The organism is Senegalimassilia sp., from assembly GCF_977052095.1.
The window spans coordinates 1-26,667 of the sequence record NZ_CDRSTZ010000015.1; the positions used below are offsets into that span (position 1 = coordinate 1).

The 26,667-nt window shown below is 60.3% G+C and carries 37 protein-coding genes; 11 read left to right on the forward strand and 26 right to left on the reverse strand.

The features are described 5' to 3' along the window. The 13 genes from ACWI6D_RS04495 to ACWI6D_RS04555 form a co-directional block, all read right to left on the reverse strand. Nucleotides 1-847: tyrosine-type recombinase/integrase (locus tag ACWI6D_RS04495; protein WP_449133804.1), on the reverse strand; the 847-nt coding region annotated here is incomplete at its 3' end. Further along, on the reverse strand, nt 844-1,218 hold the full coding sequence (locus ACWI6D_RS04500) for a hypothetical protein (RefSeq protein ID WP_449133805.1): 375 nt from the start codon (nt 1,216-1,218) through the stop codon (nt 844-846). The genes ACWI6D_RS04500 and ACWI6D_RS04495, both read right to left, overlap by 4 nt. Further along, nucleotides 1,215-1,547, reverse strand: coding sequence for a hypothetical protein (locus tag ACWI6D_RS04505; RefSeq protein WP_337369033.1), 333 nt, complete (start codon nt 1,545-1,547; stop codon nt 1,215-1,217). The genes ACWI6D_RS04500 and ACWI6D_RS04505 overlap by 4 nt, the downstream gene beginning before the upstream one ends. After that, on the reverse strand, nt 1,537-1,719 hold the full coding sequence (locus ACWI6D_RS04510) for a hypothetical protein (protein ID WP_337369032.1): 183 nt from the start codon (nt 1,717-1,719) through the stop codon (nt 1,537-1,539). The genes ACWI6D_RS04505 and ACWI6D_RS04510 overlap by 11 nt, the downstream gene beginning before the upstream one ends. After that, nucleotides 1,716-1,916, reverse strand: coding sequence for a hypothetical protein (locus ACWI6D_RS04515; protein WP_449133806.1), 201 nt, complete (start codon nt 1,914-1,916; stop codon nt 1,716-1,718). Before ACWI6D_RS04515 ends, ACWI6D_RS04510 begins: the two co-directional genes overlap by 4 nt. Continuing rightward, the gene (locus ACWI6D_RS04520) at nt 1,913-2,452 is read right to left on the reverse strand and encodes a hypothetical protein (protein WP_449133807.1); all 540 of its coding nucleotides are present in this window, start codon (nt 2,450-2,452) and stop codon (nt 1,913-1,915) included. Before ACWI6D_RS04520 ends, ACWI6D_RS04515 begins: the two co-directional genes overlap by 4 nt. A gap of 35 nt (nt 2,453-2,487) precedes the next feature. Beyond that, nucleotides 2,488-2,673: a hypothetical protein gene (locus ACWI6D_RS04525; protein WP_449133808.1), complete on the reverse strand. Its 186-nt coding sequence runs from the start codon at nt 2,671-2,673 to the stop codon at nt 2,488-2,490. 20 nt (nt 2,674-2,693) lie between these two features. Continuing rightward, nucleotides 2,694-3,284, reverse strand: a complete 591-nt coding sequence (locus tag ACWI6D_RS04530; RefSeq protein WP_449133809.1) for a hypothetical protein — start codon at nt 3,282-3,284, stop codon at nt 2,694-2,696. Then, nucleotides 3,277-3,504, reverse strand: a complete 228-nt coding sequence (locus ACWI6D_RS04535) for a hypothetical protein (RefSeq protein WP_449133810.1) — start codon at nt 3,502-3,504, stop codon at nt 3,277-3,279. Before ACWI6D_RS04535 ends, ACWI6D_RS04530 begins: the two co-directional genes overlap by 8 nt. 9 nt (nt 3,505-3,513) lie before the next feature. Beyond that, nucleotides 3,514-3,966 carry a single-stranded DNA-binding protein gene (locus tag ACWI6D_RS04540; RefSeq protein ID WP_449133811.1) on the reverse strand — a complete coding sequence of 151 codons (453 nt, stop codon included), beginning with the start codon at nt 3,964-3,966 and terminating at the stop codon, nt 3,514-3,516. Continuing rightward, nucleotides 3,963-4,169 carry a hypothetical protein gene (locus ACWI6D_RS04545; protein WP_449133812.1) on the reverse strand — a complete coding sequence of 69 codons (207 nt, stop codon included), beginning with the start codon at nt 4,167-4,169 and terminating at the stop codon, nt 3,963-3,965. Before ACWI6D_RS04545 ends, ACWI6D_RS04540 begins: the two co-directional genes overlap by 4 nt. Then, nucleotides 4,166-4,504: a helix-turn-helix domain-containing protein gene (locus ACWI6D_RS04550; protein ID WP_449133813.1), complete on the reverse strand. Its 339-nt coding sequence runs from the start codon at nt 4,502-4,504 to the stop codon at nt 4,166-4,168. Before ACWI6D_RS04550 ends, ACWI6D_RS04545 begins: the two co-directional genes overlap by 4 nt. A gap of 163 nt (nt 4,505-4,667) precedes the next feature. Beyond that, the gene (locus tag ACWI6D_RS04555) at nt 4,668-4,922 is read right to left on the reverse strand and encodes a hypothetical protein (RefSeq protein WP_449133814.1); all 255 of its coding nucleotides are present in this window, start codon (nt 4,920-4,922) and stop codon (nt 4,668-4,670) included. 64 nt (nt 4,923-4,986) lie between these two features. Between ACWI6D_RS04555 and ACWI6D_RS04560 the strand changes: the two genes are divergently transcribed. Beyond that, complete coding sequence (locus tag ACWI6D_RS04560; RefSeq protein ID WP_449133815.1) at nt 4,987-5,148, forward strand: hypothetical protein; 162 nt, start codon at nt 4,987-4,989, stop codon at nt 5,146-5,148. Here ACWI6D_RS04560 and ACWI6D_RS04565 read toward each other — a convergent pair. Both ACWI6D_RS04565 and ACWI6D_RS04570 read right to left on the reverse strand, forming a co-directional pair. Further along, nucleotides 5,145-5,330, reverse strand: a complete 186-nt coding sequence (locus tag ACWI6D_RS04565; protein WP_449133816.1) for a hypothetical protein — start codon at nt 5,328-5,330, stop codon at nt 5,145-5,147. The genes ACWI6D_RS04560 and ACWI6D_RS04565 overlap by 4 nt on opposite strands. Nucleotides 5,331-5,554: 224 nt before the next feature. Next, nucleotides 5,555-5,746 carry a hypothetical protein gene (locus ACWI6D_RS04570; protein ID WP_417299582.1) on the reverse strand — a complete coding sequence of 64 codons (192 nt, stop codon included), beginning with the start codon at nt 5,744-5,746 and terminating at the stop codon, nt 5,555-5,557. A gap of 150 nt (nt 5,747-5,896) precedes the next feature. On the opposite strand from ACWI6D_RS04570, the gene ACWI6D_RS04575 reads away from it, so the two are divergent. From ACWI6D_RS04575 to ACWI6D_RS04590, 4 genes are read left to right on the forward strand one after another with little or no spacing between them, the layout of a single operon-like run. Then, a complete protein-coding gene (locus ACWI6D_RS04575; protein ID WP_449133817.1) occupies nt 5,897-6,556 on the forward strand; it encodes a LexA family protein in 660 nt (219 codons plus the stop codon). Between the two features lie 37 nt (nt 6,557-6,593). Continuing rightward, nucleotides 6,594-7,724, forward strand: coding sequence for an exonuclease domain-containing protein (locus ACWI6D_RS04580; RefSeq protein WP_449133818.1), 1,131 nt, complete (start codon nt 6,594-6,596; stop codon nt 7,722-7,724). A 15-nt stretch (nt 7,725-7,739) separates the two neighbouring features. Next, on the forward strand, nt 7,740-8,039 hold the full coding sequence (locus tag ACWI6D_RS04585) for a S24 family peptidase (protein ID WP_449133844.1): 300 nt from the start codon (nt 7,740-7,742) through the stop codon (nt 8,037-8,039). Continuing rightward, a complete protein-coding gene (locus tag ACWI6D_RS04590) occupies nt 8,039-8,569 on the forward strand; it encodes a hypothetical protein (RefSeq protein WP_449133819.1) in 531 nt (176 codons plus the stop codon). Before ACWI6D_RS04585 ends, ACWI6D_RS04590 begins: the two co-directional genes overlap by 1 nt. Here ACWI6D_RS04590 and ACWI6D_RS04595 read toward each other — a convergent pair. Then, nucleotides 8,566-8,802, reverse strand: a complete 237-nt coding sequence (locus ACWI6D_RS04595) for a hypothetical protein (protein ID WP_449133820.1) — start codon at nt 8,800-8,802, stop codon at nt 8,566-8,568. The genes ACWI6D_RS04590 and ACWI6D_RS04595 overlap by 4 nt on opposite strands. On the opposite strand from ACWI6D_RS04595, the gene ACWI6D_RS04600 reads away from it, so the two are divergent. The 5 genes from ACWI6D_RS04600 to ACWI6D_RS04620 all read left to right on the forward strand — a co-directional run bounded on the left by ACWI6D_RS04600 (nt 8,801) and on the right by ACWI6D_RS04620 (nt 13,788). After that, entirely contained in the window at nt 8,801-9,094 is a 294-nt protein-coding gene (locus tag ACWI6D_RS04600; protein WP_449133821.1) for a S24 family peptidase, read from the forward strand. The genes ACWI6D_RS04595 and ACWI6D_RS04600 overlap by 2 nt on opposite strands. Nucleotides 9,095-9,106: 12 nt before the next feature. Continuing rightward, nucleotides 9,107-9,967 (forward strand): DNA damage-inducible protein D, encoded by an 861-nt coding sequence (gene dinD / locus ACWI6D_RS04605; RefSeq protein WP_449133822.1) that lies wholly within the window; start codon nt 9,107-9,109, stop codon nt 9,965-9,967. A gap of 181 nt (nt 9,968-10,148) precedes the next feature. Next, the gene (locus ACWI6D_RS04610; RefSeq protein ID WP_449133823.1) at nt 10,149-11,111 is read left to right on the forward strand and encodes a hypothetical protein; all 963 of its coding nucleotides are present in this window, start codon (nt 10,149-10,151) and stop codon (nt 11,109-11,111) included. 441 nt (nt 11,112-11,552) lie between these two features. Continuing rightward, nucleotides 11,553-12,554, forward strand: a complete 1,002-nt coding sequence (gene rhuM / locus ACWI6D_RS04615; protein WP_449133824.1) for a RhuM family protein — start codon at nt 11,553-11,555, stop codon at nt 12,552-12,554. 85 nt (nt 12,555-12,639) lie between these two features. Continuing rightward, on the forward strand, nt 12,640-13,788 hold the full coding sequence (locus ACWI6D_RS04620; RefSeq protein WP_449133825.1) for a hypothetical protein: 1,149 nt from the start codon (nt 12,640-12,642) through the stop codon (nt 13,786-13,788). Between the two features lie 42 nt (nt 13,789-13,830). Here the strand turns inward: ACWI6D_RS04620 and ACWI6D_RS04625 are convergent, their stop codons facing one another. Together ACWI6D_RS04625 and ACWI6D_RS04630 are read right to left on the reverse strand one after the other, a co-directional pair. Then, complete coding sequence (locus ACWI6D_RS04625; protein WP_129424851.1) at nt 13,831-14,061, reverse strand: hypothetical protein; 231 nt, start codon at nt 14,059-14,061, stop codon at nt 13,831-13,833. A 15-nt stretch (nt 14,062-14,076) separates the two neighbouring features. Then, nucleotides 14,077-15,261 (reverse strand): anion permease, encoded by a 1,185-nt coding sequence (locus ACWI6D_RS04630; protein WP_449133826.1) that lies wholly within the window; start codon nt 15,259-15,261, stop codon nt 14,077-14,079. A 430-nt stretch (nt 15,262-15,691) separates the two neighbouring features. Between ACWI6D_RS04630 and ACWI6D_RS04635 the strand changes: the two genes are divergently transcribed. Continuing rightward, a complete protein-coding gene (locus tag ACWI6D_RS04635) occupies nt 15,692-17,248 on the forward strand; it encodes an aminotransferase class I/II-fold pyridoxal phosphate-dependent enzyme (protein WP_449133827.1) in 1,557 nt (518 codons plus the stop codon). A gap of 218 nt (nt 17,249-17,466) precedes the next feature. Here the strand turns inward: ACWI6D_RS04635 and ACWI6D_RS04640 are convergent, their stop codons facing one another. From ACWI6D_RS04640 to ACWI6D_RS04675, 8 genes are all read right to left on the reverse strand, one after another. Next, on the reverse strand, nt 17,467-18,255 hold the full coding sequence (locus ACWI6D_RS04640) for a response regulator (protein WP_129424857.1): 789 nt from the start codon (nt 18,253-18,255) through the stop codon (nt 17,467-17,469). A gap of 3 nt (nt 18,256-18,258) precedes the next feature. Continuing rightward, the gene (locus ACWI6D_RS04645; protein WP_449133828.1) at nt 18,259-19,545 is read right to left on the reverse strand and encodes a sensor histidine kinase; all 1,287 of its coding nucleotides are present in this window, start codon (nt 19,543-19,545) and stop codon (nt 18,259-18,261) included. Nucleotides 19,546-19,756: 211 nt separating this feature from the next. Continuing rightward, complete coding sequence (locus ACWI6D_RS04650; protein WP_449133829.1) at nt 19,757-20,026, reverse strand: hypothetical protein; 270 nt, start codon at nt 20,024-20,026, stop codon at nt 19,757-19,759. Between the two features lie 149 nt (nt 20,027-20,175). Then, a complete protein-coding gene (locus ACWI6D_RS04655; RefSeq protein WP_449133830.1) occupies nt 20,176-21,657 on the reverse strand; it encodes an AAA family ATPase in 1,482 nt (493 codons plus the stop codon). Further along, nucleotides 21,654-22,106, reverse strand: coding sequence for a hypothetical protein (locus tag ACWI6D_RS04660; protein WP_449133831.1), 453 nt, complete (start codon nt 22,104-22,106; stop codon nt 21,654-21,656). The genes ACWI6D_RS04655 and ACWI6D_RS04660 overlap by 4 nt, the downstream gene beginning before the upstream one ends. Nucleotides 22,107-22,250: 144 nt before the next feature. After that, the gene (locus tag ACWI6D_RS04665) at nt 22,251-24,242 is read right to left on the reverse strand and encodes a RecQ family ATP-dependent DNA helicase (RefSeq protein ID WP_449133832.1); all 1,992 of its coding nucleotides are present in this window, start codon (nt 24,240-24,242) and stop codon (nt 22,251-22,253) included. Then, nucleotides 24,243-24,815 (reverse strand): peptide deformylase, encoded by a 573-nt coding sequence (locus tag ACWI6D_RS04670; protein ID WP_449133833.1) that lies wholly within the window; start codon nt 24,813-24,815, stop codon nt 24,243-24,245. Nucleotides 24,816-24,919: 104 nt separating this feature from the next. Continuing rightward, complete coding sequence (locus tag ACWI6D_RS04675; protein WP_449133834.1) at nt 24,920-26,224, reverse strand: amidohydrolase family protein; 1,305 nt, start codon at nt 26,222-26,224, stop codon at nt 24,920-24,922. Nucleotides 26,225-26,667: the final 443 nt, after the last annotated feature.

The window sequence follows — 26,667 nt, forward strand, 5'->3', positions numbered from 1 at the left end:
CGCGGAATTCCTCGTAGGCGGCCATCACCGCCACCTGCGACGCCGTGGCCGCCACCGACCGGCGGCTGCTCGACGTCTTGGGCTTCTCCTTGCGCCAGGGTCGCCTGCCCGGCACGGACACCACGGTGCCGCCAACCAGCACGGCCTGCCGGCGCCGCTCGATGTCGCGCGGGCGCAGCGCGCACACCTCGCCGACGCGCAGCCCGAACGCCAGCGCCGTCCAGAACGACCACGCGCGGCGGTACTCCCACGGCGCGGCGTCCCCGCTCATGCGCTCGGCCATCCAGTCGGTGAGCGTCCGCAGGTCGGCCTCGCCCAGCGCCACCGCGTCGGGCCGCGCGGGCGCCGGCTTGTCGGCCGCCAGCACGGGGTTGCGCTCCAGGATGCCCTTGCGGCACATCCACGAGTACGCCCCGCGAAGGTACTGGTGCACGCATCGCACGGTTGTGGGCGAAAGCCCCGCCCCGCCCGCGCCGCCGCGATCCAGCAGCCGCGCCTGCAGCTGGTCGAAGTCCATGGCCGTCAGGCCGTCGGCGCGGCGCGCCGAAAGCGGCGCCAGGTAGCGGTGGGCGTACAGCCGGTAGCTGCGCACGGTGTGGGGGCTGGCGCCCATGGCCTCCATGGCCGCGTTGTACTCGTCCAGCAGGTCGCCCAGGAGCATGCTCGTCACCATGCCGCCGGCGGTGATCTGCGCCGCCCACGCGTCGGCCATGGCCTGCGCCTGCTCGCGCGTGGACGCCCCGGGGAAGCTCTTGTACGGCTTGGCCACGCGCCCGCTGGCCAGCTTGCCCAGGTACGGCCGCGCGTACCACGTCCCGCGGGCGTCCTGCTTGACCTCCGCCTTCACGGGCGCTCCCGCCTGGCGAAGCTCACGGGGTGGCCGGCCGCGGTGGCCGCGCCGTCGCGGCATGTGCTCTGCAGCGCGGTGTAGCGGATGCCGGTGGCCCGCGACGCGGCCGCTATGGACTCGTACGCCACGCCGTCCACCTCGCAGGGCGTCCAGCCGCCCTTGCGCTGCTTGAAGTTCCAGCCGCCGCCGGTGCGCGGCGCCCGCCCGCCCGCCGCCCTCAGCTGCGCGGTGCGCGTGGCTGGCCTGCGCTCGCACGGCCTGCCCGTCACCGGGTCGAAGTACCGCACGCGCACCTCGCCCGAGCGCGCCCCGCTGTGCGGCTCGGGCAGCGGGCGCGCGCCGTACGCGAAATCGCTCTTGTGCGTCATTCCTTCAGCCACCTCTCCTTGAAGCCCTCCAGGCCGCCGTGCTTCACGGCATGCGCCAGGTCGCTCAGCATGTCGCTCACCGCCACGCTCACGGCGGCCATGGAGAACGCCGCCATGTCCAGCGAATGCGAAACCGCTTCCCGCCCGGCCGGCTGTGCGCAGGCGGCGCGCAGCGCGTCGGCCCATCCGTGGTCGATGGCCTCGTACGCGCCGGCCGCGTACGCCGCGCCTATGGCGTCGGCGCCGTCCTTCGGCACGAAGTCTTCCAGCGCCGCCTGCTCGGCGCGCTCGATCGCATCGGCCACGGCCAATACAGCTCTAGCGTCCACGGGCCGCCCCTTCCGCCTTTGCCTGCAGGCTCAGGTTCTCGGCATGGCGCGCAAGCTGCTCCATCCGGCGCGCCAGCAGGTCGAGATCGCCGCCGAGCAAGAAGTCGGCGAGCGAGCAGCGCGCGCCCGACTCGATGAGCCGCAGCCCGTCCTCGATCTCGCGCGCGCTCATCGCGCACCGCCTTCCCGAAACCTGAACGTGTGGCCGCCGACGGGCTTGCCGGTCTTGCACGCCCGGCTGATCCTGTGCGGGTTCGACAGGCTGCCGAACGTGGCGATGGCCGCCGCGGCAAGGCTCTCGAACTCGCGGCCGTCGTCGCGCACCACGGCGCGCCGGTTGCGCCCGAACTCAGACGCCAGCCCGCTCATCGCCCATCACCTGCCAGCGCCTCGATGCGGTCCGCCAGCTTCGTGGCCATGATCTGCCAGCAGTCGGGCTCGCTCACGCCAGGTCCCGTGCAGCCCGAGCACAACCCGCTGCAAGGCACGCCAAGGAAGAACGGCCCCGGCCCGCCGCGCAGCTCGGCGGCGATGCGCCCCCAGCTTTCGGGCCGCTCGTGCGATACGCTGCCGGCCGCCACGATGCGGTAACCCCACGCGCCGCCGTCGAAGCTCGGCACGATGACCGACTTGCCGCGCACGCCGACGACGCCGCGCCGGTCGCCCTCGTCGAGCAGCCACACGACCTGCCCCGGCCTTACCGGCTCGCCGTCGGCGGCCACGGGCAGGGCCATGAACCCCTCGCCCGGGCAGCCCTGCTCCAGCACGTCGGCCAGCATCGCCGACTCCTCGGCGTTGACGAACGCCAGGCTGCCGGGCCCGTCCCCCGCCCCGCGCCGCAGGTGGCGCGCCATATCGGCGCGCCACGCGGCGTTGCTTGCCGGCTGCTTCGTTTCCTCAACCATGCGATAGTCCTTTCCCCGGGCATCGGCCCGCAACGTCATCTCAAAACCCTCACGCGCCCGCTCGGAGCGGCAGACCCCATGCGCGGCAGGCACACCAGGCGGTCGCCGCAGCGCCCGCCCATCACCTCGGGCAGGTGCACCACGGCCACGTCGCGCTCGGCGCTGGCCTGCAGCCTGGCGAGCGCGTGGTCGCCCTCGAACTCGGCCCACGCCCGCGCCATCGCGCCGCGCCGCCCGGCGATCACGCCGCGTCCCCTTCGGCCGCAAGACCCGGCGCGGGCATGCCCGTCAGCTCGGGTTCGCACGAGGGGCACGCCATGGTGCCGTTCGGCGCCTTCGCCAGGTGCCGCCGGCATTTCCGGCAGCGGCACCCCGTCTTCTCCCATCCGGCCCCGAGCCGGACGCCTTTCCCTGCGCGCGGCGCGGCACCCGTCGCGCCTGCGCCGTGCGCAGGACTTGCTGAAAGGTTTTTCTTTTCAGAAGAAAAACCTTCAGCTTCGCTTCGCTTCGCTTTATAAGGGCCTTCCGAAACCGTTTTCGAAATAGTTTCCGAAATAGTTTCCGGAAACGTTTCGCCCTCGCCGCCCGGAATGCCCACGGGCCGCGAATCGCCTTTCTTCGGCCGGCCCGGCCGCTTGCCGCCCACGTCCTTCAAGATCAGCGGAACCACCGCGTCGGCCACCAGGCCCTCCATGTCGTCGAACACCGGAGGCTCGTCCTCGAAGGCCGCCTCGAGCAGCTTCAGCGCAAGCTCCGCCCGCGCGGCGCGGTCGCGGATCCGCGTGAGCGGGCGGTAGAAGTTCTCCCAGAACTGGAACCTTCGCTCAGCCATCGTCATTGCTCCCTATCTCGTAGCGGCGGAAGCTGCGGCGCGCCGTGGGCTGCTCTCGCACGAACTGCAGGATGCGGGCGAACACGCTCGGCGCGCACTCGAACGACAGCACGTAGCGCTCGCGCTTCTCGGGCGGCGCCTTCCGCGCGTCGCGCTCCCACATCTGGCGCAGCGCCTGGCCGCACGCATCGCGTGCGCGCTGCAGCTTCTCGTCGCTCATGTGCCTTCCTTAAAACGGTACGTCCTCGTCGTACGCGGCCGGCAGCTGCGCCGGTATGGCCGCGTACTGCGCGTCCACGTCGGGCATCTCGGCCGGCCACTGGGCCGGCTCGGGCTGCGGCTGCTCGGCGCGCTCGCGGCTGGACATGAACTCCAGCTCGTCCACGATCACCTCGAGCTTGCTTTTCCGCCGGCCTTCGCGCTCCCAGCTGCTGTAGCGCAGCTTGCCCTCCGCGGCCACCTTCGTGCCCTTCGTCAGGAACGGCTGCAGCTTCTCGGCGCGCGTGCCGAACATGGCGCAGTCCACGAAGTTGGGGCAGTCCTCCCATTCGCCGGTCTGGGCGTTCTTGCGGCGGTCGTTCACCGCCACGCCGAACCCCAGTATGGCCATGCCCGACTGCGTGAAGCGCAGCTCCGCCGCGCGCGTCAGGTTGCCGCTGATCGTCACCCTGTTTATGCTCAAAACAGCATTCCTTTCGCAATCATGTATCCAACTTGCAGCACTCCGGAGCACACCGCGTACGCCGTCAGCGCCGCCGCTCCCAGCAGCAGCACGTCGACCGGCCGGAACGTCCCCAGCTGTGTTACAATCTCGTGGTGCAAAATCTCGCGCACAAGCCCGCCCCTGCTACCAACACCGGCGGGCATCTTTTTGCCCTGCGTCATCGCTCGCCTCCTACTCGAACCTTGCTCGAACCCTGCTCGAACCACTCGTCGAACCACTCGCACCTAACGAGCGCCCCGCGCTGCTTGCCCGGCGGCAGGAACGCCCTCAGCCTGCCGGCGCGCCGCTCGTCGTCCAGCGTGCTGCGCGCTATCCCCGTGGCCTTCGCAACCTCGGCCAGCGTGTACAGCGGCTTGTCGGGCAGCCCCGCCGCCACCGCCATGCTGCGCAGCCCGAACGGCCGTTCCGGCTCGCCCGCCGCCTGCGCGGCCCGCGCGGCGTCCACCGCCGCCAGCAGCTGCTCGGCGGCAGCCACTATGTCGTTCGTCGCTTGCATCTCAATCTCCTTTCGCCTCGCTTTGAGAACCGTACAGGGCACGCTTTCGTGGTTGGCAGCCACTAGCGCGAGCAAAGTCCGTCGCGACCCGGTCATCGCCCGCATCGCTTTTCGTGCCCTGTTCGGTTCTCAAAGTCCTTAACCTTTCGTGCTGGAAACGCCCCTACTCCTTCCCAAGCATCTCCATCGCATCGGCCATCACTTCGTCCTCGCCTACGCCGTACAGCCAGCTGATCGCGTCGGCAACGACGCGACACCTGTCGATGGCCATCACGTGCGAAATCAAGGCGCGGTATTCTTGTGTCGAGCCGTCAGGCGCGGACAGGAACGCATCCTTCGCATCGAGCACCGTCTCAAGGCGCTGGGCCAGCAGGCGCAGCATGTCGCCGTAGGTGGCCACGGCGTGAACTTCCTGCATCTTGTCTCCTTCCTGTTGATCGAAAACCTTCGTGCTACGCTTCTCCCCGAAAGGAGGTGAGCGCATGACCAACGACAAGATCATCGAGTGCACCGTCGAAATCACGAAGGCCGCGGTCGCGAATGCCGGCGACAAGGCCCCGCACGTCATCAACAACCCCGGAGACGTGGCCGATTTCATCGGCGCCGTGTACTCGAAGCTCGTCGAGCTGGACAAGCTCGGCTAGGCGTAGTCGAGCACCAGCTCTGCCGCGGCCGGAAGCACTGCAACCGCTTCCGGCCGCGGGTCCTCGCCTTTAGCCGTGCGCACCACGAACTCGGCAAGGGCGTCGAGAACGTCTGCCTTGCGGCCCTCCCTCTCTAAGACCTCGCTTCTCGGTATGCCGCACTCAAGCGCGATCTCCTGCATCTTGTCTCCTTCCTTGGTTGGGGTGGTCTTCCTTTGGTTGGGATGGTCATCTGGCGCGGGGCTGGGGGCGGGCAATGTGCTGCGCGAATCTCTGGGTAGGTACAGAAAAGCAAGTGCTCAAACGAGAAAAAGAAAAAGGAGTCATCACGTAAAACCGCATTCACCGTGTGCAAGTGTCCTGATTCCCGTCCCCAGCTTCGCGCCAGATGTTGAACTACCGCGGATCAATCAAGACCGTTAGCTAGCAGATAGTCCAATGTCGCATCTCGGCAGAATGTCGCCTGAATCGCTTTAGCCTCTTCAACCGTCATGGGAATGCGCCCATTAATCTTTAAGCTGAAGTTGTTCATCGACATGCCTAGCAACGCGCTAACGTCTTCGTAGCTGGCTCCAACTCTTTTCAGCTCGGCTTTCATGTTTTGGTAACTCACTTTCACCTCCTGACGTTACGAAATATCGTAGCTGTTGTTTCGAACTATATACGAGGTTTCGTAATTTATCAACCACATATTTACGAACTATCGAGTTTTCTTTATATTCGCATTACGAGATTTCGGAGGTATGCAATGGAAACGATTGAAGAGGCCATACGGCGATTAATCAAAGATGAATACGGAAGCGTGCCGAAATTTGCTAAAGCCATTAACTTACCCGCCAGCTCCATATACAGTTCGCTCGATCGGGGAATAGCGAATACGAGGACGGAACTATCAGACAGAATTTACCGTGCGCTTAACATTGATTGGGAGACAGCAAAACTTGGCGATGATTACAAGTGCTTGAAGCTAAAGGCAAGCACGCCAAATTCCGCAATGACAGAAGTCCCTTTATACGGGTCAATTGCCGCAGGAATTCCCATCGAAATGGTAGAAGTCGAAGATACAAAGCCGATTCCTAACGAAGTGCATACCCGCTATCCAAAGGCGTTCCTTCTCAAGGTCGAGGGAGAGTCTATGAACAAATCCCTTCCCAATGGATGTTATGCCTTAGTGGATCCATGCAACACCGTCGAACGAGACGGTATGCCTTACGCCGTATGCATAAACGGGTTTAATGCAACAATTAAAAGAGTCAGAAAGCTAAACAACGGATTCGTCCTTGAACCAGATTCAGACGATCCCACTTACGAGCCTAAAGTCTTTAATTTTAACGACCCAGACACTATGTCCGTAACCGTTATTGGGCGCGTGGTCTACTACGTCCTCCCTGCTGACTGGGAGTTTTAAGAACAAAAATGCAGATGAAACAACGAAGGAGAGCAGCATGAACAGCGAAGAACGCGGCACCATAGCTTTCATTGATGTTGAGACGCCGAATCGGCACCATGACAGCATTTGCTCAATCGCTGTCGTTCGGACGAATATGCGCGGCGATATAGTGAGCAGTTTCTCCGAGCTAGTAAATCCTGAAACATCTTTCGACGATATCTGCATCCGTGTACATGGAATCGCGCCGATTGATGTTAAAGCAGCTCCTTCTTTCGCGGATATTTGGGAATCCTCTCTATCATCGATAATTGCTTCGTCCAACATCGTCGCGCATAATGCAACGTTCGACTTGTCCGTACTCCAAAAATGCCTCGCCAACTACGGGTTTAGAGTTCCCAGCTTCCGCTACGCCTGCACGATGAATATGATGCGATCTCTTCACCCGGGACTCAAAAGCTATAAATTGCCATCAGTTTGCGAATATTTCAGCATTGAATCGGGACACCATCACGAGGCTATGAGCGACGCGAATTCTTGTAAAAACATTTTTTGGGCGATGGTCAAGGAATCAAAGAAACTACCTCTATTTGAACCATATGAAAATCGCAGTTGCGTTAAGCGCCAATCAACTGGGACTGGGATTGCATATTCAAAAGAAACCCTCGACCTGCGTGCTATGAAGGCACTCGCGGAAAGCGTCATCAAGGACGGCGTGGTCTCGATAGACGAGGCTCAAAGAATCCTAGAACTTTGCAACGTATTGCCAGATGTAGCAGAAGATACGTCCATCAAACCAATTTTATCCATCATTGAAAACGCAGTGGTCGATGGCCAAGTTGATAAGCAAGAATCTGATGAAATCCTTCAATCGTTAAAGGGATTCGTTGACCCGACATCTTGCTCAGCGAGCAACGAAAGTGTTGTATTTCAGGGCAATAACTTCATTTTAAGTGGCAACTTCGAGCACGGAACGAAGAGCAGCATCGAGCAAGCGATTGAAGAAAAAGGCGGAACAATACTCAAGAGCGTAACGAAGAAATGCAACTATGTCGTCGTAGGCGAAATGGGTAACGAGAACTGGGCCATGGACAATTATGGCTCAAAAGTGAAAAAAGCCCTCGACTGGCAGGCAAAAGGTTTGCCCGTGCAGATTATTTCCGAATCTGAGTTGTTCGACGCGTTTTAACGGCATACGCGCGCAATCGCCGACCCGGCAAGCTACGGCCTGGAGGAGGACGGCGACTGCATGGATAGGGTGTGCCCGCCGGGCATGGTGGCCGTGGTGCAGCCGGGCGTGGCCGCGCGCTCGGGCGACGTGGTGGTGGCCACCATCGACGGCGCCGACTCCATCATGCGCCGCATGACCGTGATCAACGGCGACCTCATCCTATCGCCCGAGTCGCACGACGACACCCACGAGAACATGTACATAGCGGCCCAGGACGACCGCCAGGTCCACGTAGAGCACGTAGCCTACTTCCAATCAAGGGAGCCGTTTTAATGATAAGAGACACGAGCCCAGCCGAGTACCACATCGACAACCTCATCGACGAGTGCTCGTACATCCTTTCCGGCAAATGCGGGAACAAAGAGCAGCAGCGCATCGACGACCTGATGGACGAGATGAGGGGCTTTGCCTTCCAGATGCGATGCACAAACGCCGCCTGGATTCTGTCCGACAGGTCAAGAAACGGCGTCAAGGCGGCAAGAGGATGGCTGAGGGCGAACTTCGGAACGTTGACGCGGCAATCGCCCGGCACGAACGTCACCGCCAGCGCGACGAGCACCGCAACCGCAACGGCAAGTGCCACCGTCAGGATGGCCGTGAAAGCCGTGCAAGGGTCAGCGCTTTCCCAGGAAGACAAAGACGCGCTTGAGTTGGCGGTTTCGCGCATGCGGGACGCCGCCGAAGAGAAGGACGAGCAAGGCTTCGCCGACAAGCTGGCCAAAGCCCTTGAAGTCGCCAAGGGGGCAGCAGGGCTGGTTCCGGCAATCGTCGAGGCTGCAGGAAGCCTGGCAGGGCTGTTCTAGGCGTGAGTGTACATGGCCAAGCCGTAGCGGTGGCCGAACGATTCGACCAGCTGGCCCATGAAGGGGCCGACGCACGGAGTCTGGTCGATGGTTTCAAGCCTGATGGTCGGCACGCCAAGCCAGTCCCGGCCAAGCTCGACCACGCGCACAAGGTCGCCGCGCTCGATGGAGCGAAGCGTCTCGCCAAGCAGGACGGGTTCGCCGGTGAAGGCATCGTAGATGGGAGTTTGCATGATCACCTCGATAGGCACTGATCGTATAACCAAACGGCTACATTCTACCAGCCCGCCGGGCATGGTGGCCGTGGTGCAGCCGGGCGTGGCCGCGCGCTCGGGCGACGTGGTGGTGGCCACCATCGACCGCGCCGACTCCATCATGCGCCGCATGACCGTCATCAACGGCGACCTGATACTGTCCCCCGAAAGCCACAACCCCGACCACGAGAACATCTACATCAACGCCACCAGCGACCACGCCGTCCACGTGGAGCACGTAGCCTACTTCCAGAGCAGGGCCGCGTTTTAGAAAGGAGCCTAGATGGATAGCAAGGAAATCGAAAAGAGAAGGCTGACGCTAGACGACCTGGCGCACCGCGACGATGAAACGGACGTCGAGTTCTGGTACGCCAGGGAAATCATGCCCGTGTTCGGGTACACCCAGTGGAGACGGTTCGAAGATGCGGTTAGCAGGGCCATGGCATCAGCCGAAGCGTCTAAAACACCTGATGAGCACCATTTTGCCGAGGTTGGCAAAATGGTCAGCCTAGGCAGCGGGAGCAAACGCGAGGTTAAGGACTACATGCTTACGCGCTACGCCTGCTACCTCATCGCCATGAACGGCGACCCGCGCAAAGAAGAGATAGCGTTCGCGCAAAGCTATTTCGCCCTTCAAACTCGCAAGCAAGAGCTTATAGAAGAGCGCATGGTCGCCATCTCGCGCATCGCGGCGAGAGACGGGCTCGTCGAAGCGGAGCGCGTGTTCTCAGCGAACATGTACGAGCGAGGGGTCGACGGCCAGGGCATCGCAAGGGTCCGCTCAAAGGGCGACAGGGCGCTGTTCGGCGGGTATTCGACCGCAGCCATGAAGAAACGGCTCGGCATCAAGGGAAGCACGCCGGTCGCCGACCATCTTCCAGCCGTGACGATAGCCGCAAAGCAGCTTGCGACCGAGCTTACGAACCATAACATCGAAGAACGTGATCTGTTTGGCGAAGGACCGATCACATCGGAGCACGTTCAAAACAACCAGGGGGTGCGCGACCTTCTCGGGAAGCGCGGCATCAAGCCTGAAGACCTCCCGCCCGAGGAAGACGTCAAGAAGCTGCGAAGGAAAGTCGAGGGCGACCAGAAGCGGCTTCAGAAGGAGTCGAGGGGTTTCGGCCGCAACATCGACGGGTAAAAGCAGCGGAGTCATACCGGCCCGGCGTGCATGATGGCCGTTGCGCAGCCGGGCGCGCCCGCCGCCAGCGACCACGCCGTCCACGTAGAGCACGTCCTGCTTTCAAAGCCGCGAGCCGTTTTAGTTTGCCACAAGGGCCCGGTGCATATATTGTTGCACCATGATCAGATTAGGTAAAAAGATGGAACGATACGAGATCGTCTACCACATGGACGCCGACTTCGGCATCGACGGCATAGCGGTGCACGAGGTGGCAGACGTCATGTACGCCTTCTCCGAAGCCGTGAACGAGGCCATGCGGCTGACCGGCGCCGACGGAACGGTGCACGTGAACGTCAAGCCTTTCAGGAACGGGTCGTTCATCACCGAGTTCGTCGTCACCTACCAGCAGCAAATCGTGCCGTTCTTCACGTCGCAGGAGATGACGGCGCTGTGCAACGCGCTGGGACTGCTCGGGTTCCTGGGCACCGCCGCCGGCGCCAGCGTGCCGGCCGTCGTCAGGCACGTGCGCGGGCGCATCGACAAGCACCGCGACAACGGCGACGGCACGTACACCTACGGCGATGACGGCGACACCGAGCCCATCACGGTCGGCGAGGAAGCCCACAAGGTGATCCAATCCCCGAAGGTTGCGAAGGCTATGAAGACCGTGGCCGTAGGGCCGATGGTCAGCATCAACGAGAACATCAGGGTGACCATCCAGGAAAAGGGGTCGTTCGAGCGGCGCGAGCCAGGCGGCGGGTCCGAGTTCGACCTGAACGACATCTCGGACATGGAGGAATACGAGGCCGTTGCCGTCGACGGCCCGCCCGATGAGCGCGAGGACACCGTCGACGAGGTTCAAGGCGTGCCCGTCAGCCCGGTGTCCGGGCCATACGATGGCGGGAAGAACGGCTACAGCTTCAAGTGCTGCGGCGACAAGTGGCACGGCGTGCAGCTGCTGGACGCGTCGTTCCGCGCAAAGCTTGCGCGCGGCGAGGTTCGCCTGGCGAAGCAGGACAGCCTGATAGTGGACGTGAGGGTGACGACATCGGTGGCGAGCAACGGCAAGGAGACCGTATCGCGCGCGATAACGCACGTGAGCGAATACCGCCCCTACAAGCCGGCGGAGCAGCTGTCGCTCGACGATTTAAGCGGCGACTAACGCCACCAGCGACAACGCCGCGCAAGTCGATCACGTCCTACTTCCAATCAAGGGAGCCGTTTTAGTGAATCGAAAGAAACAGTTGTCGAAATTTCTTTGGCAACTGCCGCTTCAATAGAAAGAAGGTGATACAATGACTCGCGACAGAGCCGAGGGTATCGACACTCGAAAGGGTGGCCGTGTAAATCCTTCGGCCATTATCATTTCTAGGGAGTTCTCCCCATCAGCAACTCCACCAACGCCACTTGATCTTGCTGGCATGGTCAGCCGCGCGAAGTCGAACGGGTTTTACGATGCCGATGCCGGCGCATCGAGGTATCTGCTTGGCCGAGTCAGCTTCCAGCACATGTGCAAGTAGCACCACCGGCGACCGCGCAGTCCACGTAGAGCACGTCCTGCTTCCAGAGCCGCGAGCCGTTTTAGCAGGTTGAAAGGAGAGCAATGCCAGATTCAATCGATGCCGAGATAATCTTGTACCAAAGCGAGGGGGCAAACGTTCCGGTCAAAGTCTGGTACAAGGACGACGACTTGTGGCTTCCGCAGAAAGCCATGGCCGAGCTGTTCGGCGTTTCGGTGCAGACAATCTCGGAGCACCTTTCGAACATCTTCGCTAGCGGAGAGCTGCAAAAGCCCAGCGTAACCAGTTTTTCAGGTTTTTCCGGAAAAACTTCCAGCAAAGGCGGGCGGCCTGCAGCCTACTACAACCTCGACGCCGTTATAGCCGTCGGCTACCGAGTCAATTCGCTGCGAGCCACGCGCTTCCGCCAGTGGGCCACGGCCACGCTGAAGGAATACATCGTCAAGGGGTTCGTGCTCAACGACGACATGCTGAAAAACGGCGCGCCTTTCGGCAAGGACTACTTCGACGAGCTGCTCGTGCGCATCAGGGACATCCGCGCAAGCGAGCGGCGCGTTTACCAGAAGATCACGGACATCTTCCAGGAATGCACCTACGACTACGACCGCAACAGCGAGGTTGCGCGCAACTTCTACGCGACAGTGCAGAACAAGCTGCACTACGCCGTGACCGGGCACACCGCTGCCGAAATCGTGCAGGGACGCTCAGACCCAGAGCAGCCGAACATGGGCCTTGCCACATGGAAAGGCGCGCCGGACGGCCCGATCCATTCCAGCGACGTGACCATCGCCAAGAACTACCTGACGGAAAAAGAGATTCGCGAGCTTAATAGGCTCGTGACTATGTTTTTGGATGCGGCAGAGGACCGAGCGGAGCGTCATCAGCTGACTAGCATGGAAGATTGCAAGCAGCTGCTTGACGGCTTTTTGGCTTTCAACGGACGCGAAGTGCTGCAGGGGCTTGGCAACAGGAACAAGAAGACGGCGGACAAGATCGCGCTTGAGCGCTTTGCCGAATACAGGAAGGTGCAGGACGTGACATACGAGAACGACTTCGAAAAAGCCGTCAAACGTCTACAGGGGTAAAAACAAAAGAAGCCCCGCGCTTACGGGCGGCAACCCTGGCGCGAGGCTCAGCCATCCCAACCAAGGAAGGCAGGTGCATTGTAACATGCCCAGAAAGAAACAGCGCCGAGCATGGGGCAGCGTCACCGAGATCAAGCGCGGCAAGAAGTACGTGCTTCGGTGGATGGAGAATACGCCCGAAGGCCGCAAGCGCAAGACGCGCACGTTTTACGGCACGTACCGCGAGGCGTGCAACGCCCTGGACGCAGTGCACGCAGAGGCGATGAAGGCAGGGACCGCCGACCGAACGCTGACCATCGGCGAGGTTCACGACAAGTGGTGGGCAAACGATATAGACGCGCGCGTGAAAGCTGGCGAGCTGAAGGAATCGTCCGCGGCTTCGTACAAGCTTGCCTGGAGGACGCACGTGGCGAAAAGGTGGGCCGACGTGCCGTGCGACATGGTGCGGCAGTCAGACGTGCAAGACTGGCTCGATTCCATGACGAGGTCAACGGCCGCGATCGCCATAGCCGTGGCGCAGCAGATCATGGACGTTGCGGTGCTGCGGGAAGAGACGCAGGCGAACAAGTTCCGCGTGAAGTACCGCATGCCGAAAGGCGGCGGGAAGCGCACGAAGGACGTGCTGACCATCGACGAAGCGGACCGCGTGCTTGAAAACCTCCGCGGCAGCTTGCTTGAGCCTGCCTACATCTTGGCGTGCTTCGGCTCGTGCCGCGCGTCGGAATCGCTGGCCGTCATGGTCGACGAGGTGAGGTTCGAAGCGAGGGACGCCGCCCTGTTCGCCGTGGCGACCATCCACAGGCAGGCCGCGAAGAACGGATTGCCGCGCGAGGTCGGCGACATGAAGAACGAGCAGAGCAACCGAATCATCGTCATCCCGCCGCCATACAGCGCAAGGCTGCGGGAAATCGTGGCCGAACGCATCGAGGACGGAATCGATTGGATCTCGCACAAAGGAGACGGGATGCCGTTCAGCCTCGGCATGGCATCGAACCTGTGGAGAAAGCAATGGCCTGAGTTCGGCATCGAGGGAAAGCAGGTGACGATGCAGAATCTCAGGCCGACGTGGCGAACGGTCGCCGAAGGAAGGTGGGGAATAAGGAGCAGGCTGCTCGAAATCCTGATGGGCCACAAGCTCGAAGGCGTGTCCGGAAAGCACTACATCCGGCCCGACGACGAGCTTATAGTGGACATGTTCGTCGAAGACTTCCTTGCAAAGAATGCGACCACTTAGGATAAGTTAGGATAAGGAGTTATAAAACCCCAGGTCAGAAGCTTAATGGAACATGGGGATCATCAGCCACAGGGCGAACAGCACGATGGCCACGCAGGCGGTGAAGCACACCACCGACACCACGCGGTGCAGCAGGTGCGGGGTGCCTTGCGCGTCCACATCACCAGCGGCCCACAAGCGCAGGCCCGATGCGTACAGCACGCTGATGGCGCAGGCCACGCCCACAGCCACAGCTAATACGGTTGCGAAGTTGATGAGTTCGGAAGCGATCATGGTTCGGGGCCCTCCTTAAGCCGCCTGGGGCTGGTTGTTCGCGGTAGTGGCAGCGGCGGAAACCGCAACCGAGGGATTCAGCTTCACTTCGTGGCTGTCGTTCACGTTGCCGCTGTTCACGGGGTTGCGCTTCGACAGACGAAAGATGATGAGCGCCACGCACACGGCAATAACCACGGTGGCAACGGTGCCCCACACGCCGGTCTTCGCCAGTGCGCACGCCAGCGCGCCCACCATGCCGGCCGCCGGGAACGTGACCAGCCATGCCACCAGCATCTTCGCGGCAACGCCCCAGTTCACGGGATTGCCTTTCTTGCCCAGGCCCGTGCCGATGATGGAGCCGGAGCACACCTGCGTGGTGGACAGCGCGAAGCCCAGATGCGAGGACACCAGGATGGTGGTGGCCGACGCGGCCTCGGCGGCGAAGCCCTGCGGCGTGCTGATTTCGGTCAGGCCCTTGCCCAGCGTACGGATGACGCGCCAACCGCCCATGTACGTGCCGGCGGCAATGGCCAGACCGCAGATGGCAACAACCCACAACTCGGGGCCGGAACCGGAAGGCTGCAGGCCCACGGCAATAAGCGTCAGCGTGATGATGCCCATGGTCTTCTGCGCGTCGTTCGTGCCGTGCGACAGCGCCACCAGGCACGCCGTGACCGTCTGACCATGGCGGAAACCAGATTCCACCTGGTCAGCGTCCATGCGCTTCACCACGGCGCAAATCAGCTTCACCGCGCAGAACGCGGCCAGGCCAGCCACAACCGGCGACACCAGCGCCGGGATGAGAATCTTCGTGAGCACGGCGGCGAAGTTCACGCCTTCAACGCCCGCGCCCACGATGACGGCGCCCACCAGGCCACCGAACAGCGCATGGCTGCTCGAGGACGGCAGCCCCACCAGCCACGTCAGCAGGTTCCACGTGATGGCGCCGATAAGGCCCGCCAAAATGAACTCGGGGGCGATGGTGACCACTTGCTCGTTGATAAGGCCGCCGGAGATGGTCTTGGCCACCTCGACGGAAAGGAATGCACCGACCAGGTTCAAAGAGCCCGCGGCGATGACGGCGGTTTTGGGCTTGAGCGCGCCCGTTGCGATTGAGGTCGCCATGGCGTTGGCGGTGTCGTGAAAGCCGTTCGTGAAATCGAACGTCAAGGCGGTGACGATCACCAGGCCAACGATAACCAGCGTTGCCGGATCCATGTGCTTGTGTTCTCCCTTCGAGAGTAAGGTGCGACCTGCGTCTCGTCTTCAGCGCCGCAAGCGCGCAGCATGCCACTTCGCATGCAGAAGAAAAGTCTACGGGCGCTGTGTAAAGCGAATGTAAAGCCGCATTCAGGCGCGGGTAATGCTTTTGCGGAATCGCGTTCACAACTATATTGAGCGCCGCGACTTCGTCGCTCTTTTGGATAGCCCTCGCTCAACTCTACGAGTTTCGGAATGCTCAAGCCGTTGACTCTCGCGCTTGTTGGTTGAGCTTCTTACTCAACCAACAAGATTGAACATTGCCATTTGCGTGTTCAATTTGACAACTCTGCAAACTTTGCTGATATTGAACATCGATGGTGCTACACTCTCATAAAATTGAACACCGAATTGAACATTCAGCACAATATTGAACAAGGAAGAAGCCATGGATCAAAACACCTTTGCCGCTCGATTAGCCGCCGCAATGGACTCGGCCGGATTCAAGCAAGCCGACTTGGTCCATGCAGCCGAACAGCGCGGCGAAAAGCTGGGAAGAAGCCAAATCAGCCAGTACGTTGCGGGCAAGTCGACGCCACGACGCGAAGTGCTTGAGCTGCTTGCAAGCTTGCTTGCCGTCGAACCCGATTGGCTTGAAGGCGAACCGGGGCAAACAGAGCCTTCGGCAACCACCTCCCCTGCCCAAAGCCAACCCGCATCCTTCCAGCAGCAAGATAGCAACCCGCTCGATTCCTCCAACCCCACCGACAATCAAGGGAGCAAGCCCATGCGTCAGTTCAAGAAATCCTCCAAGCTCGACAACGTGCTGTACGACGTCCGCGGTCCCGTTGTTGACGAAGCTACGCGCCTAGAGTCCCAGGGCATGCGCATCCTGAAGCTCAACATCGGCAACCCCGCCCCGTTCGGCTTCCGCACACCCGACGAGGTGGTGCAGGACATGCGTCACCAGCTGCCGGATTGCGAAGGCTACAGCGACTCGAAGGGCCTGTTCAGCGCCCGCAAGGCCATCATGCAGTACTCGCAGATCAAAGGTCTTCCCAACGTGGACATGGACAGCATCTACACAGGCAACGGCGTCAGCGAGCTTATCAACCTGTGCATGCAAGCGCTGCTCGACACTGGCGACGAGATTCTCATCCCCTCGCCCGATTACCCGCTGTGGACGGCATGCGCCACGCTTGCCGGCGGCACGCCCGTACACTATGTGTGCGATGAGCAGGCCGAATGGTACCCCGACATCGACGACATCGAGCGCAAAATCACGCCGCGCACGAAGGCCATCGTCATCATCAACCCAAACAACCCCACCGGCTCGCTCTACCCGCGCGAGGTGCTGCAGCAGATTGTGGACGTGGCGCGCAAGCATCAGCTCATGATCTTCTCGGACGAAATCTACGACCGTTTGATCATGGATGACCTTGAGCACGTGTCCATCGCGTCCATGGCGCCCGACCTGTTCTGCATCACGTTCTCCGGCCTGTCGAAATCGCACATGATTGCCGGCTACCGCATCGGCTGGATGGTGCTTTCCGGCAACAAGCACTGCGCCGAGGACTTCATCCTAGGCTTGAACATGCTGTCGAACATGCGCCTGTGCTCGAACGTGCCGGCGCAGTCTATCGTGCAGACGGCGCTGTGGGGCCATCAAAGCGTACGCAACTACGTGGTGCCGGGCGGCCGCGTGTACGAGCAGCGCGAATACGTGTACAAGGCGCTCAACGACATCCCCGGCATCACCGCCGTAAAGCCGAAGGCGGCGTTCTACATCTTCCCGAAGATTGACGTGAAGAAGTTCAACATCACGAACGACGAGCAATTCGCGCTTGACCTTTTGCATGAGAAGAAGATCCTGCTGGTGCCCGGCAAGGGCTTCAACTGGGATAAGCCCGACCACTTCCGCGTGGTGTACCTGCCGCGCATCGAGGTGCTCAGCGAAGCCATGGGACAGCTCGGTGACTTCCTGTCGCATTATCGCCAGGCGTAACGTCTGCCGCGCAGTCGCTTGAGGCGTGCGCGGAACCTTACGATAACAACGCCTTGACACCGCAGTGGTGCCAAGGCGTTTTGCATTTCGTGCAGCCAGAAGGCCGCTTTTAAGATGTGAGGAGTTGGAGGCACGTTGCTTTCCGAGTCGCGCAACACCATTTGGCTTCGAAGGCCCTAGCCTCGCAAGCGCTTCGAAGGAAACGGGGCTCGCAGCTCCTACTCTCGCGAAAGGCTGCCGGCCGTCATTTCCACCCACGAATACTGCGACATGTACTCGCCGCGATACAGGTTCACCGCGTCTGGGTCGCCGTCAAGGAAGCGGTAATAGTCGCAGTCGACGCTTTCGGGCACGATGGCAATCTCGTCGCGCCCGCGCACGATAACGTCCTCAGCACCTGCGTCTTTCAAGGCGTTGCGCAGGTCGCTGATAAGGTTGCGCACCTGCGTGCGGCGCGACGGCGAGTGCGCGTCGTCTCCCCACAGCACGCTGACCAGCTCGCCGATGGTGCAACGAGAACCACGGCGGTCGATTAAATACGCTAGCATCTCCTTGCTTTTCGTGCGCTTGAAACGCAGCGGCTGGTCGTTCATGAACACATCGAAGTTGCCGAAGCAGCGCACCTGCAGCTTGTCCGTCTTCTCAAGCTGCACCGGATGACGCAGGTTCTCAAGCGCGGCGCGCACGTCCTCTTCCTTCACGGGCTTAAGCAGGTACCCGCTCGCATAAAGCTTGTGCGCCTCGAAAGCGTATTCCTCATAGGCGGTCACGAAGATGATGTTGACGTTCGGGCGCACATCCTTGATGCGTTTCGCCAGTTCAAGGCCCGTCATCTGCGGCATTTCAACATCAAGGAACGCCACGTCAACGGCATGCGTGCGCACATACTCCAGCGCGGCATCAGCCGTACGCACGCCTTCGCACGTTCCCTCGGGATCCAGGGTGATCACTATGCGAACAACCGCGTTGACCGCAAGCTGCTTATCGTCGACTACCAGCGAGTTCATATCTCAAGACCTTCTTTTTGGAATCGTTATAGTCGCTTTCGTGCCCTCAGGCGAACTTACCACAGAAAGCGTACCTTCACATAAAAGTGCCAGTCGAGAACGCACATTCTGCAACGCAATGCCCACATGCTTGCCCGTGGTGGGCGAATCACCGAACCCGCGCCCGTTGTCAGCCACGCAGATATAGTACGCGGAAGAATCTTCCCACGAGCTGACTTTGATCACGCCGCCTTCGATGCCGGAAATACCATGTCGCACGGCGTTTTCCACCAGCGGCTGCACGCACAGCGGTGGCAGGTCGAAATCTTTCGCCAGCAAATCCCACTTCACGGAAAACTCGCTTGACGGGTCGATCTGCTCAACGGCCAGGTAGGCCTTCACGTGCTTCACCTCTTCGGCAAGCGTGACCGTACCGCCGGCGTTGACCACTTGCAAGTTGCCGCGCAGGTAATCCGAGAAGTCGTCGATGGCCTTGCACGCGCGCTGCGGGTCAACAACGCATAGCTCGCGCACCGACTGCAGCGCGTTGAACACGAAGTGCGACGTGATTTGGCTGGAAAGCGCCTTCGCCTGGCTTTCCGTCAGCTCAAGGTTGCGCAGCACCAGCTGTTGCTCTTGGCGGTGCTGAAATTCCATATAGGCCATCAGCAGCGACAGCGAAAGCGCCGGATACACCAGCATCAAATCGCGAAACGCCAGCTCAAGCGACGCAGCCAGCACCGGAATGCCCAGCAGCAGCACCCAGGAGCCGAACGCGCGCGAGACGTTGCGTTCATCCTCGTGCAGCGCCACGAATGCCACGATGAGGTTCTGCGCCAGCACGGTAACGGCGGGCAAGCTAGCCCACGGGCCCCACGAGAACACGTTATAGGCGTTGATGGAATACAGTACGCCCGTGGAGAAGTTCATGAGCAAGCAAACCAGGTCAAGCGCTCCGATGAAGATGATGGCGCTTGCCACAACGCGCTCGAACGGAGCCGCAAGTTCCTTTCTCCCCGTGATCCACGCGCACACGTACAGCGCGAACGCCGTATACACGAACGGGCCGAAAAAGTACGTGATGCCGTTTCCCATGCTGGTGAGCGCGTACGCAAGCGACGTGTCCGCTGCATCGAACACCCATGCCAGCAGGTCGCCGGCCGTGTTCACCGCATGCACCACCACAATGGCGAACAAAAACGGCTCGAAGCCCATGGAGCGCCGGCGCAGCAGCATCACCGTGCCAAGCGCGCCTAGAAAGATGATGGAGATGACCTCCATCGTGATGTTGATGTACTGAAACAGTATCAAGGCAAGTCTCTTTCGCAAAAACCGCGGCGCCGGACGCGCCGACCTCTTGCCCGATTATACGTGCTATCAGGTGATTCCACCATTCTGGATGAACTGTGCAGATGCTGCGGCGTTCATGCATTCGGCTCGCGCGAGGACGTGCATGTTCGGAAGAAAGGCGCTGCTCTTTTTGATGCAGCGCCTCGTTTCTGCTCTGGCTATGGCAGCAATGCTACGATTCCAGTTCCTTGATGTGGGCCTTTTTCGAGGTGAGCAGATAGGCCCACAGCAAGGCGATGATTACCATGCTTGAAAGCAGCAATGCGCCAAGGCCGAAAGCATAGTCCTGCACGCTGAACAGCGACACAAGCCCCATGCCCACCACACCGAAAATGTTCACGGAGAAGTTGATGAGCGCGCTGGCGCTTCCGGCATCGCGGTCGTTCTGCGCAAGCAGGATGTTGGTGGTATACAAGCCTACCAGCTGCACAATCTGCGACACGTAGCGCTCCAAAACGGCTGGACCACGTTCACGAGCATGCAGTACCGCTACAACCGCTGTATCGCGAAGACGAGCGCAAGTTCTCGAAACGCCTCCTGCAAGCCAGCATTTGCTTGCAGGAGGCCGCAACGCAACAAAGCAGTAACAAACTACGAAGCAGAAATAGCGTGCTCTCTGCCCCAAGCGCGAATTTGAGCAATACCCTCGTTCGCCTCGGAAATAGACACCACCGAGTCGAAGTGCGTTGCCAAGGTATTTGCATCGGGAGCCGGAGCATGCCCAAACGCAACGCGCTCGGCATAGTCTTTGATGGACTGTTCGATGTCCGAATACGAGAAGCCCTTCGTTGACGTGACAAGCACTTCAATATCCTGCGGCGAGAACTCCTGGTGCAGCGACGTTTTGCAGTAATGCCGCAGCGCCTCGGCGCGCTCAGCACGGTTCGGCAAATCAACGAAGAACACCTCGGAGAAGCGGCCTTTGCGGAACAGCTCGGGCGGCAGCTTCGAAACGTCATTGGCGGTTGCTACCAAAAACACCTTTGCCGGCGACTCCTGCAACCAGAACAGGAACTGCCCAAGCACGCGCTTTCCCACATCGCTTTCATCCGAGCTAGACGCCAAAGCCTTCTCGATCTCATCGACCCACAACACGCAGGGCGCCACGTTGCCGATATAGTCGAGCGCCTCCTGCATGCGTCGCTCCGTCTCGCCAACGTATTTCGCGTAAACCGAACCCATATCGAAACGCAGCAACGGCAATTCCCAGCGAGAGGCAACCATTTTTGCGGAGAACGACTTGCCGCAGCCGGGAACGCCAACCAGCAGCACGCCCTTCGGCGTATGCAGCTCGTATTGCTCAAGCAAATCGGACGGAGCGAAGAACACCTCGCGCTTGCGGTCGAGCCATTCCTTGAACGTGTTCAAGCCCGCAACCTCAAGCCCAGGTTTGCACGCCACCGGGTCGACATTAGGAACCGCTGCGAATAGCAGCTCTTTCTGCGACGCGACGGAGAACACGTCCGAGGACCCCAACGTGCCCTGGGCAACCAAAGACGCTTCCAGCAGGTTCACAACCTGCGCTTCCGCCAAACCGCGCACGAGCGTTGCCATGCGTTCGCAATCGTGGTCGCTCCATGACACGTTTCCGGGGTGGCGCGCGCAGAAGTCGTCCACAAGCGCACGACGTTCGCGATGGTCGGGCAAATCAAGGTGCAGGCACAACCCGAAGCGCGACAAGCGCTGCCACACCGGTTCAGCGGCAACGGTGACGATGGTATTTCCCGTCTCCTTGGCCAGATACACGGCCGACAACAGCTCTCGCGTATATGCTCCGTCCACGTCGATCTTATGCGTGTCCCCCAGCACGAAAATGCAGTTCTGGGATTTCTGGAACAAGTCGTTAAGATACGGCAGCGGATCGGAGTGGACGTCCACGGGCATGCGCGTCTCGGGACCAAGATGAACCACCTGACGCGCATCGGTATACAAGAACATGTCGAAACCGTTTTCCTGCGCAATTTCGCGCACCATGCGCTCAGGGCGATGACGATCAACAGATTGCACGGTCACAAACGGAATGCCCGCGACGATATAGTCGCGCAGAGCCTTTTTCGTTTCTTGATAGTTCATTTCTTCCTGCAACGCCTTTCCTGCAAACAGTGGAGGTAATACGCTGCATCGTCAGACGCTGCAGCGGGAACGGTAGCACGAACATGACCAAGGGCGCCTGACATGTTGCGCAAGATGTCTTCTTCAAGCGCGTTTTTCCAGTCCACGGGGATGCCGTTGACATCGCGGAAAAACAGCAGGTTGTCGCACGCATCACAAAAACGCGAGCAAACAAGGAACACCCCGTAAGCATCCTGCACGTCAAGCGATTTCAAGCGCGCAAACAGCGCATCGTCAAGCGCATCGAGGCAACTGACGCAGTACTCGCAGATAAGCTGGTAGACGCGCCCGACAGCAGGCGGCTCGAACGTACCGGCAGCGAAGGTGGCGGCGATGCTTTTCGAGCAGCGCCCATCTACGGCATGCGCAAACGCTACCCAGTCTTGATATGTTGTCAGTTGCTCATCCATAAGTTATCTAGTGTACCCCATCTTGCATAAGAGCCAGTCACAAGACGACACTTGACCAGCGCTTTTACATACAAACGTGCACAAATTCCAACGACAACCCTTATCGAAAGCCGCAGCCACTACGCAAGGACTGCACACAATACGCTACTGCACCTCGTTGCGATATGCCGCAATCTCATCCATGAACGTCTTGCCATACTTCTCAAGCTTTTTAAGGCCCACGCCGCTCACGTCCAAGAACTCGTCATCGGTTTGCGGCAAGCGAGCGCACATATCGCGCAGCGTGGCATCCCCGAACACCATATACGGCGCAAGGCCCTCTTCGATTGCCAGCTGTTTGCGCAGTTTTCTCAGGCGCTCGAACAAGTCCTGATCGTACGCCGCATCGGGACCGTTTGCCGTACCAGAGCCTCCAAACGAGTGCCCGCCCAAGCGCTTTCCACCAGACTGACGTGCCGGCTGTCGAACCACCTGCTTCATGTTCATGCGGAATTCCGGCATGGCAGCCTCGCGGAAACGCGGTCCATATCCAACAAGCGGATACTGCCCTTCGGTGATTTCCAGATACTCCCCCGCCGCAAGCAATTCCACGACTTCCTTCAGCTGCGCTTGCGACATGCTGACCGTGTTAAAACATTGCGCGTGTGTTAACCCAAGCTGCTCAAGTTTCTCGACATTCGTTCCGCGCAGCACGTCAACCACCACGCCTTTGCCGAAGCGACCGCGAAGTTCTTTCACGCAACGCATGACGGCTCGCGCCTCGGCCGTTACATCGATCGGCGTAAACCCACCCTCGCAATTCGAGCAATTGTGGCACGTAAATACCGGAGAGCCCGAACTGCCCGTCGATTCAGGCGCGGAGACAGACGAACCTGCAGTTGAGCCCGCGGCAGGGCTGCTACCAAGAGCATTTTCGCTGGCGGCAGGTGCTTTTACCGCCTGATCGCCAAAGTAGCGCAGCATGTAGCCACGCAGGCAGTCGCACGTCAGGCAATACCCCTCCATAGCCGCAAGCATACGACGGCGCGCGGCTCGAGCCATGCTTGCCTCTTCCTCGGTCATGCTTTCGTTCCCACTGTCCTGCTCCAGGAAGAAGCGGCACGTTGACAGGTCCCCGTCGCTCCAATACAGCATACATTCGCTTGGCAGCCCGTCTCGACCGGCACGCCCCGCTTCTTGATAGTAAGCCTCGATGCTGCCGGGCATGTTGTAATGGATGACATAGCGCACGTTCGGTTTATCGATGCCCATGCCGAACGCGTTTGTGGCAACCACCACCGATGCGTCATCATTGATCCAAGCCCGTTGGTTTTGGGTACGCTCCTGATTCGACAAGCCGGCATGGTAGCGCACCGCGCGCACGCCCGCTTGGACAAGCGCTTCGTGCACTTTCTCGACGTTTTTGCGCGTGTTGCAATACACCACTCCCGAATCATCGGGGTGCGCCTTGGCATACACCATGATGCGCGCAAGCTTTTTGCTAGGCTCAAGCCGCTCAACGCTGAAATGCAGGTTTGGACGATCGAACCCTGTGACAATCTGATAGGGGTTCTGAAGGCCCAGCAAGCGCACGATATCGGCGCGCACGCGTTCAGTTGCCGTAGCGGTAAAAGCCGCCACGGCAGGGCGTTTGGGAAGCCGCTTGATGAACTGCCCGATGCGTAGATACGAGGGTCGGAAATCCTGACCCCACTGCGACACGCAATGAGCCTCGTCCACCGCAATCAACGGAATGCAGGCGCGCGATGCAAACTCCAAAAACCGCTGGTCATCCAAGCGTTCGGGCGCGACGTACAGCAAGTCCACCTCGCCGGAAAGCGCCTGCTCCATCACGCGAGCTTGCTCGGAGACAGACAGCGTGGAGTTCAAAAACGCCGCCTGCACATCAGCTTCCCGCAAACTACGAACCTGGTCGCCCATAAGCGACACAAGCGGGCTTATAACAAGCGCCACGCCGCTTACGACCACTCCGGGCACTTGATAGCATATTGATTTTCCCGCACCAGTGGGCATAACGGCCAGCGCGTCTTTGCCGCCAAGCAGCGCCTTGACCACACCAAGCTGACCAGGCCGAAAATCCTGATAGCCGAAGTGCATTTCAAGCGCCAAACGCGCCTGTTCGATAGGTACCGACATTTAAATCACGATTCCGTTGCAATGGTCGATTTCGTGCTGGATGATCTGTGCGGTAAAGCCCGAGAAGCTTTTTTCGTGCCGCACAAACGAAGCATCCTGGTACGCAACGTGAATCTTCCGAAACCGCTCGCAGGGACGCACGCCAACAAGTGACAAGCACCCTTCTTCTGTTTTGAACCGATTCGATGCATGCATGATCTCGGGATTGAACATAAGCTCGGGCGTGCCATTATTATCGAACACGATGATGCGCTTCCTTACGCCAATCATGTTCGCGGCCATACCCACGCAGGAATCTGCATGTGCTGCCAGGGTATCGAGCAAGTCTTGCCCGATGGAAACATCCTGCTCAGTAGCAAGTTCGGACGGCATGCCAAGCAACAACTCATTGCGCATTATCGGTTTGATCATGATTGCCTCCATATCCTCACGCTTTTCAACTGGTAACCACCTCAACCGAACGTCGCGAGACAAGGCACGCAATCCGAAAGCAAGGCAGGACAAGCCGCACCGCCAATCATCTGCCACGCCCTGAAGACGGAAAAGGGATTTCGCATGGCGTAACTGTACCATGTGAAATCCCTTGATTCAATCAAAATCGAACAACTGTGCGGTTTTGCACGATTATCGACTTTGACGCTAGGAAATACCCGCGCGCTCCAGTGTGCGAAATGCTGCTAGCGGGGAAGGAATTTGTCCAGCTCAGCGTCGAGCTCGGGCAAATGCTTCACCTGTAAGCTATTAGCGAACCTACCGCGCACCATGACGCGGCGCACGTTGCGCAGCGCCTCCAAATCGTCAAGCGGGTTGGCGTCAAGCACAATCAGATCGGCTGATTTCCCCACCTCGACGGAACCGGTCTTATCGCCCAAGCCAATGATGCGCGCGTTGCCCAGCGTGGCCGTATGCAACGCAAGCTGACGGCTAGCGCCGACGATGCGCTCGAAATACACCAGCTCGCGCCACATGTCGTACTGCGTGACATAAGGGCACGCGGAGTCCGTTCCCAGGCCAACGGGGACGCCGGCTGCCAGCGCCTTCTTCGCGGCATCCACGATGCCCTCGTAAACTATGCGCCCGTTCGTCACCTGCACGTCGGTTGAATGCGTCATCTCGGGCGGCAGCTTGATAAACGGCAGCGCGGGCGAAATAGTGCACGTCAGCGCGCTGGCGCGTCCGATGCCGTTTTCGCGGAACGCCGCAAGCAGCTCGTCGTCGAGCACGCCGCCGTGCTCGATGGTGTCGACACCTGCCTGCAGGCCCACGCGCACGCCTTCGCTGCTTTCGATGTGCGCCGCGGTATGCATGCCCAGCTTATGCGCCTCGTCGACGGCCGCCGCGGCAATCTCGGGTGACATGCGCAGCACGCCCGGCTCGCCTTCTTTTTCGGCATCGAACACGCCGCCCGTGATGAACAGCTTCACCAGATCGCACTTATGAGCAAAGCATTCGCGCACGATTTCACGCGCTTCGTCAGGCGTTTTCGCAATATGAGCGAACAGACCGGCACCGTGGCCGCCCGGCACCGTCACGCCAACGCCCGACGTGACCAGGCGAGGCCCCACATATTTGCCCGCATTGATGGCATCGCGCACCCACACGTCGGCAAAACCCGGATCGCCCACGCTGCGCACCGTGGTAACGCCGCTGGCAAGCTGCTGTTGGGCGTGCTTGCGCAGCGTGCGGTGCAGATACCAGCGCCCGATGGGGTTGCCGACCACCTTGTCGATAAGGTCGCCCGCCGCGCCCGCGCTGGTGGGCTTGCCGCTACCGCACAGGTGAACATGCAGGTTGACCAGGCCCGGCATAAGGCACGCGCCCTTAAGGTCAACCTCTTGCGCGCCTGCCGGCCCAACCGTCGAGCCGGCAGAGCCCACTGCGCTGATACGACCCGCCTCGTCAACGGCAACGGTCATATTCGGTTGCGGCTGCATATCGCGCGTGCCGTCAAGCAGCGTAGCGTGCGTGAAAACGTAGGACATGGCTTCCCCTTTTCGCCAAGCCGCCGCATGCGCGCTGCACACGACGGCGAATGTACTGTGCAGCGAGCGTACCAATAACCCGCGCGAACGTCCAGCGTTACACCCCATTTGAGGAAAAACACGCTCGCCGGTCATGCGCGGCAAAACGCGAAATCGCACTGCAAAACAGCCGTGTCACCAGGAGAAACGATAGCCAAACATCAGCACAGCATGCGAAATGCCACTTCTAGCGCGCATCCGAAAATGCCGCAAGCAACCAATAATGCTGCACGGCCGTAACCATCCACGAAGCAATCCTGCAAGGTTTCGCGTGCTCTTCGCGCATATATCGGCAAAAGGTGCGCAAGGTTTGCCTGCCATACTTGAGAACGTGGCGACAACGCAAAGCAGCACGCGGGCCGTGGAACGGGAGACGCCCCGGCCGCTTTTGCTCATCTCCCTCG